6 protein-coding genes are annotated in these 12,709 nt (G+C 40.0%); 5 read left to right on the forward strand and 1 reads right to left on the reverse strand.

The window, feature by feature from the left end:
- Positions 1–10 precede the first annotated feature (10 nt).
- A complete protein-coding gene (locus G0Q07_RS08030) occupies positions 11–247 on the reverse strand; it encodes an ABC transporter permease (protein ID WP_163345599.1) in 237 nt (78 codons plus the stop codon).
- Positions 248–849: 602 nt separating this feature from the next.
- Between G0Q07_RS08030 and G0Q07_RS08035 the strand changes: the two genes are divergently transcribed.
- The 5 genes from G0Q07_RS08035 to G0Q07_RS08055 all read left to right on the forward strand — a co-directional run bounded on the left by G0Q07_RS08035 (position 850) and on the right by G0Q07_RS08055 (position 12,694).
- A complete protein-coding gene (locus G0Q07_RS08035; RefSeq protein ID WP_163345600.1) occupies positions 850–2,790 on the forward strand; it encodes an alpha-L-arabinofuranosidase C-terminal domain-containing protein in 1,941 nt (646 codons plus the stop codon).
- Between the two features lie 128 nt (positions 2,791–2,918).
- Positions 2,919–5,060 carry a family 43 glycosylhydrolase gene (locus tag G0Q07_RS08040; RefSeq protein ID WP_163345601.1) on the forward strand — a complete coding sequence of 714 codons (2,142 nt, stop codon included), beginning with the start codon at positions 2,919–2,921 and terminating at the stop codon, positions 5,058–5,060.
- A 216-nt stretch (positions 5,061–5,276) separates the two neighbouring features.
- Positions 5,277–6,485: a ligand-binding sensor domain-containing protein gene (locus G0Q07_RS08045; RefSeq protein ID WP_163345602.1), complete on the forward strand. Its 1,209-nt coding sequence runs from the start codon at positions 5,277–5,279 to the stop codon at positions 6,483–6,485.
- Positions 6,449–9,223: a hybrid sensor histidine kinase/response regulator transcription factor gene (locus G0Q07_RS08050; protein WP_163345603.1), complete on the forward strand. Its 2,775-nt coding sequence runs from the start codon at positions 6,449–6,451 to the stop codon at positions 9,221–9,223. The genes G0Q07_RS08045 and G0Q07_RS08050 overlap by 37 nt, the downstream gene beginning before the upstream one ends.
- A 501-nt stretch (positions 9,224–9,724) precedes the next feature.
- Positions 9,725–12,694: a SusC/RagA family TonB-linked outer membrane protein gene (locus G0Q07_RS08055; RefSeq protein ID WP_163345604.1), complete on the forward strand. Its 2,970-nt coding sequence runs from the start codon at positions 9,725–9,727 to the stop codon at positions 12,692–12,694.
- Positions 12,695–12,709 lie beyond the last annotated feature (15 nt).

Raw genomic sequence — 12,709 nt, forward strand, 5'->3', positions numbered from 1 at the left:
AGGTATCTGTTTATTCGTGTCTTATCGCATCAATTGGATCGAGGTTGGCTGCTTTTCGTGCAGGATACCATCCGAAAAATATGCCGATTATGCTACAAACAAGGAACGATGATCCTACTGCTTGAGTGTCTACCACAAAGGGCATATCTAATACGAAGGATGCCAGGTAGGAGAGTGCTGAGCCGAAAATTATTCCGATTATTCCGCCTAATATACTTAGCAGAATAGCTTCTATAAGGAACTGCATCAGGATGTTGAGTCAACGACCGCCAACCGACATTCACATGCCTAATTCTTTGGTGAGCTCGGTTACCGAAACGTTTTGTGCAAACACTAAAGTCAGTAAACTTACTGCGATTAAAAAGATAATTGATTTTATTCCATTCATAGCTTTTCGTTATTAATTCTGGTTTAAAACTATGGCGGGCAGCACTTTTAAACGAATGAAATAGAAGAACCGGACGATTTTATCGACGGATTGGGAAAGTTTACGTAAGGCCGTTTAAAAAATCAGGGAATTTCGCATTCTGAATACTTTGGAAAGCAATGAGATAATGGATGGTTTTTAATAGCTGATTTTCCATTCAAAATATCTGTAGCGTTGAATTTGTTACCTTTTTTGCTGAAAAACTGTCATTATTGACTATCGAATATTTATATTTTCGCTGTGATTAATTGGAGGCAGAAGTACAGCAATATTAGAGGATGCTTCAATGATTTATTCACACATTTGTTGAAGCAACATGGGGTTTGACCATTAATTCTGAAAATTTGTGTGTTTAAATGTAGTCTGTTTACTGTGTTTTTGCGTCATTAAGGATAAAGGGGATTACAAAAATCAATAACAATATGAAACTAAAAGCGATTATTTTTCTATTGGCCATTTGGAGCCAGAGTTTATTTGCACAAAAGAATTTTGAAGTAGATGTAAATAACATCGGAGCAACTGTTCAGCCCGATATGTACGGTGTATTTTTCGAGGACATAAATTTTGGTGCCGATGGAGGACTCTATGCCGAGTTAATAAAGAACCGTTCGTTCGAATTTCATCAGCCATTTGTAGGGTGGCTACCTTTCGGAAATGTGGAAGTGAAAAATGAGGATCCTTGTTTTGATCGAAATCCGAATTACGTACGTTTGAACGAAACAGGTCTGCGACGTGGTACCGGATTGGAAAATGAAGGTTTCAGAAGAATTGGTCTAAAAAAGAATGATACCTATCGTTTTTCGTTTTACGCCCGCTCGTTAGATGGTGACGAAAAGAATTTCGCAATTGAATTGGTGAGTTCAAATGATAATATTATAGGAAGAGGAAAAATCCTTGTCTCGGGCAATAATTGGGAGAAATACCAATGCATCATAAAATCGAATGCCACCGATGCAAAAGGTAAAGTTCGTGTGGTGTTAAGATCGGCTGGTAAAGTTGACCTGGATCATATTTCACTATTTCCGACTGAAACGTGGCGTAACCGCGAAAATGGTTTGCGAAAAGACCTTGCTGAAGCACTCTATGATTTGAATCCAGGTGTGTTCCGTTTTCCCGGTGGATGTATTATCGAAGGAAATACACTTGAAACCCGCTACCAGTGGAAAAACAGTGTTGGCCCGGTTGAAAACCGCCCACTGAATGAAAACCGTTGGAACTATACGTTTAAGCACCGCTTTTTCCCTGATTATTATCAATCGTATGGTATGGGATTTTATGAGTACTTTTTGCTGAGCGAAGATCTGGGCGCCGAGCCACTTCCGGTAATTAGCTGTGGTTTGGCTTGCCAATATGAAAGTGAAGAATGTGTGCCGGTTGGTGATTTGCAACCCTACATCGATGATGCTGTTCACCTGATAGAATTTGCTAATGGACCGGTTGACTCGGAATGGGGAAAAGTACGTGCCGAAATGGGGCATCCCGAGCCATTCAATTTAAAATACCTGGCTATTGGAAACGAACAGTGGGGCGAAGGATATGTGGAACGCCTGATCCCTTTTATGGAAGTGCTTCGTGAAAAATATCCCGAGATAAAGATTATAGGTACTTCGGGGCCCGCACCTGACGGAGAGAATTTTGATTACCTGTGGCCAAAAATGACAGAGCTTGAAGTTGACCTGGTGGATGAACACTATTACCGAAGTCCGGAGTGGTTTTTGGCAAATGCAGCACGTTACGATACTTATGACAGAAACGGGCCAAAAGTATTTGCCGGAGAATTTGCTTCGCACCACAAAACACGCGATAATAACCTGCGTGCAGCAATTTCTGAAGCCGCATTTATGACTGGCTTAGAGCGTAATGCCGACATCGTTCAGTTGGCAACTTATGCCCCTCTTTTTGCTCATTACGATGCGTGGCAGTGGAAACCCGACATGATTTGGTTTGATAACCTGCAAGTAGTGCGCACACCCAATTACTATGTACAGCAAATGTATGCACACAACACCGGAACCAATGTTTTGACTATTACTGCCGACGGTGCAAATATTACCGGGCAGGATAGCTTGTATGCCAGTGCGGTAATCGATGAAAACACTTCAGAAGTAATTGTAAAAGTTGTAAATGCATCTGATGTAATTCATGATATTGACATCAACTTAAAAGGGCTAAATCATTCGATCGAAAATGCTGAAGTAAAAATAACTGGTTTACATAGCAACCAGCCTGAAGCAATTAATACACGGGAAGCACCGAATACATTGGTGCCGGCTCATTCATCTGTTTGGGCTGACGAAAGTGGCTTTAAACTGAAAGTTCAGGGAAATGCTTTTTATGTGTGCCGTGTAAAAATTGAGAAATAGAAAATAAAATTTACATACAACAACTTATAACCTCTATCGTAACTTCGTTCCGATTGTCTCCTTTGGGGGACAGGAGCGCCGAAGAAGCGACAGGGGGTAACTTTATAATGAGGATAAAATAATATCGAATGAAACACAATAATAAATTACAGCTGTTAGCATTATTCTTTTTGGCTTTCTTTTCAGCTTGTACTACTTCCGAGAATTACGAAGCTTATCTGTTTACTTATTTTACCGGTAATGGTCCGGGAGAGGAGGCTGTTCGCTTTGCGGTAAGCGAGGATGGATATAACTACCGGGCCTTAAACAACAACCAGCCGGTATTGGATAACGACGATATTAGCTCAACCGGTGGCGTACGTGATCCGCATATTTTGCGCGGTGCCGACGGTGCTTTTTATATGGTGGTTACCGATTTGTATGTACCCGACATGGGCTGGAAAAACTATGCTATGGTTTTGCTTAAATCAGAGGATTTGATCAACTGGCAATCGTCGGTGGTGAATATTCCGGAGACTTTCCCTGATGAGTTTGGAGATGTTTGGCGCGTTTGGGCACCGCAAACCATTTACGATGAGGAAGTTGGGAAGTACATGATTTACTTTTCGATGAAACAGGACGATGAACCAGATATTATTTACTATGCTTATACTAACGAGGATTTTACCGCTTTGGAAGCCGCTCCAAAACAATTGTTGTTCAGCCCAACCAACAATGCCTGTATCGACGGTGATATCATAAAAAAAGATTGGAAATTTTACATGTTCCATAAATCGGAAAGTGGTGAGCCGGGTATAAAACTGGCCATTTCGGATAAACTGACGGAAGGTTATGAATACCCGAGCGTGAAACGTGTTGACAAAGAAACGGAGAGAGTAGAAGGTTCAGGCGTTTTTAAAATGAATAATTCTGACGAATGGATTCTGATGTACGATGTTTACGGGTTGGGAAGATACCAATTTACAAAAAGTGCAGACCTGGAACATTTTACAGTGATCGATGAAGCGATCTCAATGAATTTTCATCCGCGCCACGGAACTGTGCTGCCCATCACAAAAGCCGAATTAAAACGACTGATTGCGAAATGGGGGAAAATGGATGATCCGCTGGTAGAAGCCACTGCCGACGGATTAAAAAAGCAAAATGTAAATATCGACAGTGAGAAAAGAACGATTCGTTTCCCGGTAAAAAAAGGCGTTGATATTACGTCCTTTGATCCTCAATTCGAAACATTTACGGGTGTAAGTGTAACGCCAACCAGACCACAGGATTTTTCTGACGGAGCGGTTCAATACACCATCGAGATGGAAGGAGTTGGCAAGCAGACTTACAGTGCGGTTGCTTCAGAAGATCATAACCCTGTGTTGGATGGATTTTATGCCGATCCGGATGTGTTGTATTCTGAAAAAACAGGCAAATACTACATCTATCCAACAAGCGACGGGTTTCACAATTGGGGCGGTTATTACTTTAAAACCTTCTCATCAGAAAATCTGGTGGACTGGAAAGATGAGGGCATCATTCTGAACCTGCGTGAAGATGTAAGCTGGGCCGATCATAATGCCTGGGCGCCTTGTATTATTGAGAAGAAAATAGACAGCAAGTACAAATATTTTTTCTATTTCTGTGGACGGCAGAAAATTGGTGTTGCCGTTGCCGATAATCCGGAAGGCCCGTTTGTTGATAGCGGTGAACCTCTAATCAATTGGAAACCTGATGGTGTTAAAGGAGGGCAGGAAATTGATCCGGATGTGTTTACCGACCCAAAAACCGGGAAAAGTTACCTGTATTGGGGAAATGGTTACCTGGCAGGTGCCGAGTTGAACGACGACATGGTATCGTTAAAAATGAATACACTGAAAGTGATGACACCGGACAATACTTATCGCGAAGGAGTGTACGTGATTTACCGCAAAGGTACCTATTATTTTATGTGGGCCGAAGACGATACCCGCAGTCCGAATTACAAGGTGCGTTATGCTACCAGCACAACGTCGTTGGGAGAACTTTCCATCCCTGAAAATAATATCGTAATTCAGAAAGACCTTGAAAAAGGAATTCTGGCAACCGGGCATAATTCGGCCATTCAGGTTCCCGGAAAAGATGAGTGGTATTTGGTGTATCATCGGTTTACCTATCCAAAAGGAAAAGACATGGGTTACCGTGCAGGTTTTAACCGCGAGGTGTGTATTGATAAACTGGAGTTTGATGCCAACGGTAATATTATTGAAGTGAAACCTACTTTGGAAGGAATACAACCAGTAAAGTAGCTTAAAACGTATTTTATTGAATTGAAAAAGCTGGCCTAAGCTGGCTTTTCTTTTTGTATAACTTTTAAAGACATTTGTGCTAGTTGAAATGTACTCTGAAATTACTTTTGTATACTGCTGTTAATGTGAAATGTTTTAATGAAAAGCTGCTTTAAAATAGGTCTGGTTTGTATTACGTTGTTTCTTTCCTCTTTTGCTTTTGCAAACGGAGGGAAGATGAGTTTTTCGCACTACACCAATGAAGACGGATTACCATCATCGTATATAAAGAGCATTAGCCAGGATCAGTTTGGTTTTATTTGGCTGGCAACCCGGAGCTCGGTGTGTCGTTTCGATGGGAAGTATTTTAAAACATTTCAGGCGGTTGATGAGGCGGGAAATAGTTTTGATATCTGGAGTAAATGGAATCATTTTCATCGAGCAGATTCTATGCTACTGGTGCAAAGTACGGATGACATTTTTTATTCATTTAATTTTCAGAAAGAAATATTTGAGCGATACCAACCAGCAAATAAGCTGGGAGGCGTTCTTGAGTTACGTGAATCGAAAAATGGTTATTGGGTATTAAAATCAGATACCATTTCCTTTTTCAATACTAATTTAAACAAACTGGAAAGTTTTGATGAGTATGTAGGTTTCGCTTCTTTTGACGACAATACCAATGTGGTTAATGTACAAGAGAAAAATGGACGTTTAATGGCCATTAGTGATAATAGACAATTGCTGATTTTTGATTTGGAGCGAGAGCAGCAAAGGCAGTTCAAACTTCCACAAGGTATAGTAGTTGAGGCAATAACCAATTTTTATATCGACAACAATAACTTTGTTTGGATTGGAAACTATGCCGATGGTTTGTATCAAATAAATCTTACCAACGGGCAATCGCGAAAATTTTCTGCCGATCAAAAAGGCAACAGGCACTTATTGCATAACCTGGTTCATAAAATAAACGAAGACCAACAGGGGAGGGTGTGGATTGGCACGGAAGATGGTTTGTGCGTTTGGACACCTTACACCGAATCTTTTGAATATTATCAACACGATATTCGAAATCCGGAAGGTCTAAACACCAATCCGATCTATGATATTTTTTGCGACCGCGATGGAAACATGTGGTTAGGAACTTATTTTGGCGGAATAAACTTTTGGAGTAATACGCCTGATTTCTTCCAGGTGTGGCAAGCCGGCACCGGCGAACAACATTTAAGTGGAAATGCGGTGAGTTGCATAACTGAAGACGAAAACGGTAGCATTTGGGTGGGCATGGAAGATATGGGAGTAAACCAGATTGACCTTGAAGATGACCGGATTGTAAGAGAAATAAATGAAAGCAATGGCTTGTCGTTTAATAATGTACACGATTTGCTATTTGAAACGCCTGATCGTTTATGGATTGCAACCTATACCGGGGGATTAATATATTGAACCTTCAGAATAACCGGTTTGAATACATTAACACAGCTAATCATCCGGAAATTCCATCAAACGACATTTATAGCTTGTTACATGTTGGCGATAGTATTTTTATTTCAACATCGGCAGGAGTGGCCGTTTACAGCACAAACACAAAAGAATTTGCGCGTTACCAACCTGATATTTTAGATGGGATTCAGGTAGAATTTATGTTCGACAGCGAAGATCGTATCTGGTTTTCATCATCTGTGGGCACTTACTATTTCGATAAAAAGAAAGACTCTTTTGAAAAGCTGAATAAGTTTAATTTCCTTAAAAATATAAATTTCGTAAAAACCGATTCAAAAAACCGGATATGGATTGGCGATTGCCTGCATGGTTTGTATGGTTACGATTTGAAAACCGAATCGGTATTCGAGTACAATGAGTCCAATGGTTTTCCGTTTTCATGGATTTTTAGCTTTGAAGAGGGGCGCGATGGTTATTTGTGGGCAAGTGGAGACAACGGTCTCGCAAAATTCAAACCCGAAACCGGAGAGCTGGTTTGGTATAACCGTGAATCGGGACTGCCATTCGAGCAGTTTAACTACCGGGCGTCGTACAAAAGCAAAAGCGGTGAAATTTATTTTGGGGCTAACAGGGGAATGATTTCCTTTAATGAAAAAGATAAGCAGGATGTAAAAAAGGAACTTGATGTGGTATTCCGGGGCATGCAGTTGTTTAATCAGCCGCTGTTGCCAGGGGAAGATCAGGCATTGGAAGAATCGCTTAACCTGCACCCGGAGATTCATTTAAAATATAAGCAAAACGTTTTTACCATTGAATATGCCGGCTTGCATTTTCGGAATAAGGGAAACTGTGAATATGCCTACTACCTCGAAAATTTTGAAACGTCGTGGAACTACGTTGGAAATCGTGATTTTGCAACGTATACAAACCTTGGTCCGGGCGTGTACTTTTTTCATGTAAAAGCCTCAACTGATAATACGACATGGGGAAATCACGCAAACACATTAAAAATTATTATCGAGCCTCCCTTTTGGTTATCAAGATGGGGATTTCTCATGTATTTTCTACTCCTGATTTTGTTGTTGGTAGTTTTTTATTCGGTCGCAACTCGCATTCAAAAATCGAAAGCGTTGGCCGAAATGGAACGAAGGGAGCGAGAATACCATACCGAGCTTAATAATTTTAAACTGGAGTTTTTTACCAACGTTTCGCACGAGCTTCGTACGCCTTTAACCTTAATCGTTGGGCCGCTAACACGAATACTCGAAGATGATAAGCTTACGCCGGCACTAAAAAAGAAGATGAAAGGCGTAATGAATAATGCACATCGCTTGCTTATGCTTATTAATCAGCTTCTTGAGTTTAGAAAAATTGAAAACGGAAAGGAAAAGTTAAGAGTAAGCCATCAAAATATTACTACTCTTTTAAAAGACATTGAAGAAGCTTTTATTGAATCTGCCGAATCAAAATCGATTGCATTCACATTTGAGGTCATTAACCTGGATTCAAATATTTGGGTAGATTGCCAGAAACTAGAGAATGTTCTTATTAATTTGATATCTAATGCATTAAAGTTTACGAACGAAGGTGGTGAAGTGAATGTGAAAGTGGAATTGATTGTCGAAGATTTGGTGTATAGAACACTGAAAATTACAGTAGCTGATAACGGAATTGGAATTGATCCTTCGAAGTTGAGAAAGATTTTTGATCGTTTTTACCATGTTGACGGAGCAAACGAAACTCAGGTTGCCGGATCCGGAATCGGCCTGGCATTGGTTCACAGTTTGGTAAAATTGCACAAAGGAACGATAGGGGTGGAAAGTGCCGTTGGTAAGGGAGCTGTTTTTACAGTTCAATTCCCTGTGTCACGTAAGGCTTATAACGACGACGAAATTTTGATTGGAGCAGATCAATATATTCCGCATGTAACCCTGGCAGACGATATGAAACCGGTTCCGGTTCTACGTGATGAGGTAGAACGGCTCAGTGCGAATCCAACAATCTTGGTTATTGATGATAACCGTGAGTTACTGGAATTTATCACAGAAACACTAACCAATGAATACAAGGTGATAACTGCCATTGATGGTACTCAGGGAATGGAGAAGGTTGAAGAGTCGCTGCCTGATTTGATAATTAGCGATGTAATGATGCCGGGTATCGATGGGTTTGAGTTAACCCGTAAGCTGAAGTCAGATATTCGAACATCGCACATTCCTATAGTTCTGTTAACAGCAAAAAGTGGCGAAGAGAATGAGTTTGAGGGGTTGCAGACAGGTGCCGACTATTACATTGAAAAGCCATTTTTGCCGCATATTCTTATTCAGCTGATCGAGAATGTGCTGAATACACGGAAAAGTTTAATCGAACGTTTTAAATCGGACGCACAGATGCTGCCTTCCGAGGTGGCTTTCTCCGAGTCGGATAAAGACCTCATAGAGAAGATCAGCAGCCTGATTAGGGAAAACATCGATAGGCCAAATCTTGATGTATCCTTTCTTGTTAACGAAATTGGTATAAGCCGTTCGTTGTTGCATGTAAAACTGAAAAAATTAACCGATTGTTCGGCGACTGAGTTTATCCGCTCAATACGTTTGCGCGAAGCTGTAAAACTAATTGCCGACGGGAAATGTAACATATCAGAAGCCGCTTACAAAACCGGCTTCTCAAGCCCGGCTTATTTTAGCCGCCGGTTTAAGGAATATTTTGGCGTAACTCCAAAGTCTTATTTTGATAAATAACATCGAAGCTCACAATGCTTATTCTTGCTCAAGACCTATAAGTTTGCATAAACCTTGCACCCTTTCGTGTACCTTTTCTGGTTTTTCCTCAGTAATTCATTTTTCGGTAAACATTGTTTCTTCTGTTTAAAATTATTGATGGTGGTTGGTTGATTGTAGCACTTGTGTAAAATTCAGAAATACAGATGTTTGAAGTGTTTGTTGACATTTGTGATAGTTTTCTGAACATCCGTTATGGTAAGAACATTGCTTTTTGAACTACTTGCATATTGAAGCTAAATCAGAACTAATTCTTTTTTATAACTAAGTGAGTAAACAATAAAAAATCACAATATTTTATGCCTATGATGAATGTTCTAATCATTTAGTAGTCAGTGCTTAAATCAACCAATAACCTAGTTGTTCGACTTAACAATCAAAAAAAATGCAATTAAGGGAGGTCAATCACTAATCTGAATTAAGTTAGGACAGACCTAGTTTTTAAATTAAAAACCACATGAAATGAAATCTATTCTCACAAGAAAAACACAAGTACTCATCTACGTTTTATTATTGGTGATATGTCCGATAATAGCGTTAGGACAATCGGCAACAATAACAGGTGTTGTTACCGATGCCGATGGTAACACAATTCCCGGAGCGACTGTCGTTGTGCAAGGAACTACAAACGGTACGGCCACTGATCTCGATGGGAAATTTGTATTAAATGCAAATGAAAACGATGTGATTCAGGTGTCGTACATTGGATACAAAACGCAACAGATTAAATTAGGTGGAGAAAGCAACATTAAAGTTGCATTGGAGCTTGATGCAATTGGAATTGAAGAAGTTGTTGCTATTGGTTATGGTACCGTAAAAAAGGCCGATGTTACAAGTGCTGTTTCTACGGTAAAATCGGAAGATTTTATAAAAGGAGCAGTAAAAGACGCTGCTCAGTTGGTACAAGGTAAAGTTGCGGGTTTAACAGTTTCGTTGCCAACCGGCGATCCAACACAGGGAGCACAAATCATGCTTCGAGGTATTTCTTCGCTGAATGGAGGTAGTGCGCCATTGGTTTTAATCGATGGGATTCCTGGTAATTTGGAGACTATTGCTCCGGAAGACATTGAGTCGGTTGATGTGCTAAAAGACGGATCGGCAACGGCAATTTACGGTACCCGTGGTACAAATGGTGTAATTATTATTACAACCAAATCAGGGGCTAACGAAATGGAGCCAACAGTTGAGTATTCTGGCTATGTATCGTTGGCGCAAATTAGTAAAAAGCTTGATTTTCTTAATGCAACTGAATTAAGAGAAAAGTGGAATGAAGGGTACACTTATACCGGTGCAAACCTCCAAGACTACGGATCGGATACCGATTGGCTAGATGAAATAACCCGCGACGCGGTAAGCCATGTCCACAACCTGATTTTTAGAGGTGGAAGCAAAAATACCAACCTAACGGCATCGCTGAACTACAAAAACAATCAGGGTATATTCATGAATTCTGACAATGAAAAATATACCGGAAGAATTGATGTTAATCATAGCATGTTCGATAATAAACTAAAAGCTAATATTGGTATTATTGCCAGCGAGCAAAAGTTCTGGACAGGTGGAGACGGATATAGTTTTAATACCTATGTTTATCGTCAGTCAATCATTCGCAACCCTACCGAGCCGGTATTGAATGACAATGGAACCTGGTTTGAAAGAGATGTTTATTTCTACGATAACCCGGTTGGGTATATCAAAGAATCGCAAGGAGAAAACCGTTATCGTAATATGCGTTTCTCCGGAAGTTTAGTTTATTCTCCAATAGCCGACTTGGATATTAAAGGTTTATTTGCCAGAAAAGGCAACTCAAATATTCGTGGATTTTATCAAACACACGATCATGTTTCAACAACGAAATATGGTTCGGATGGATATGCTTCGCGAGGAACTGATGACTATGTAGGAAACTACACCGAGATTTCTGCAAGCTACAAAAAAACTATTGGAGATCATCGTTTTTCGGCATTAGCAGGTTACAATTACGAGGATAATGTATACGAAGGTTTTTGGGTAAATAATAAATATTTTCCAACTGACTCGTACTCGTATAATAACATCGGCATTGGCCAGGGATTGCCTGAAGGAGAAGCCGGTATAGGCAGTTCTAAATATTCAGACAAGTTGATTGCATTATTTTCGAGGGTAACCTATAGTTATGCCGATAAGTACCTTTTAATGGCTAGTTTGCGTCGCGAGGGGTCATCTCGGTTTGGAGAAAACCACAAGTGGGGTTATTTCCCTGGTGTTTCGGCAGGATGGCGTATTAACGAAGAAAGTTTTATGAACGGAGTGCCATGGGTTGATAATCTGAAACTGCGAGCTGGTTTTGGTGTAACAGGTATTAATGCCGGGAACAACTATCAATCACTTAGTAGTTTGAATTACGACAGCTATTTTATGTATAATGGTAATTGGATGAGAGAACTGATTCCTGCACGTAATGCCAATCCTGATTTAAGATGGGAGAAAAAAGAGGAGTTTAACATCGGTCTTGATTTTGACTTATATGGTGGACGTATTGGCGGTGCCTTGGATTATTATAATCGCACAACAAAAGATGCTCTGTGGAATTATGACGTACCGGTACCTCCATACTTATATGGCAGTATTATGGCCAATGTAGGTGTAATCGAGAATAAAGGTTTTGAGGCGCTTATTAATGTTATTCCTGTTCAAACTCAGAATTTTGAGTGGAGTGCTAATTTGACGTATTCAACAAATAAAAATAAGTTGGTTTCTTTATCAAATGATCAGTTTCAAACAACCAATGATTTCTTCTACGAAGGATATACCGGCGAACCAATTCAGATTGAAACACACCGACTTGAAATTGGCGAAGAGATTGGTAATTTCTACGGTTTAAGAAGTGTTGATATTACCGACGATGGTATCTGGTTAATTGAAACTCCTGAAGGAGATATTATTCCAGCCACAGAGTCGTCAACCGCCGATCGACAAGTGTTGGGTAATGGTTTACCCAAACATTACATGAGTTGGAACAACAGTTTCAGGTACAAAAACTGGGAGCTGAATATGAATTTAAGAGGAGCTTTTGACTACCAGATTCTAAACTTCCAGCGTATGTTCTACGAAAACCCAACCATTGGTTACAATACGCTTGATTCGGCCTATGATAAAGTTTATGGGAAAGCAGTGCTGTCTGATGTGCAGCGATTTGTGAGTTACTATGTTGAAGATGGCGACTTTATTAAACTTGATAACGTTACTTTGAGCTACAACTTTAACGTTAAAAACAGTCAGATCTTTAAAAATCTGAGAGTTTATGCCTCGGGTATGAACCTGGCTACTATTACAAGTTACAAAGGTATTGATCCGGAAGTTAACCGCATTGGTTTATCGCCGGGTAACGACGACAGAGATCAGTATCCAACAACACGAACATATACATTCGGCGTTAATGTAACCTTTTAATTATTAGGAGTTGTT

The organism is Draconibacterium halophilum (assembly GCF_010448835.1).
Taxonomy (GTDB): domain Bacteria; phylum Bacteroidota; class Bacteroidia; order Bacteroidales; family Prolixibacteraceae; genus Draconibacterium; species Draconibacterium halophilum.

Excerpts from the sequence above, each read along its gene's own strand:
- G0Q07_RS08030 (WP_163345599.1), bottom strand. The coding sequence starts at position 247 with ATGCAGTTCCTTATAGAAGCTATTCTGCTAAGTATATTAGGCGGAATA.
- G0Q07_RS08035 (WP_163345600.1), top strand. The coding sequence starts at position 850 with ATGAAACTAAAAGCGATTATTTTTCTATTGGCCATTTGGAGCCAGAGT.
- G0Q07_RS08045 (WP_163345602.1), top strand. The coding sequence starts at position 5,277 with ATGAGTTTTTCGCACTACACCAATGAAGACGGATTACCATCATCGTAT.
- G0Q07_RS08055 (WP_163345604.1), top strand. The coding sequence starts at position 9,725 with ATGAAATCTATTCTCACAAGAAAAACACAAGTACTCATCTACGTTTTA.
- G0Q07_RS08050 (WP_163345603.1), top strand. The coding sequence starts at position 6,449 with ATGGATTGCAACCTATACCGGGGGATTAATATATTGAACCTTCAGAAT.
- G0Q07_RS08040 (WP_163345601.1), top strand. The coding sequence starts at position 2,919 with ATGAAACACAATAATAAATTACAGCTGTTAGCATTATTCTTTTTGGCT.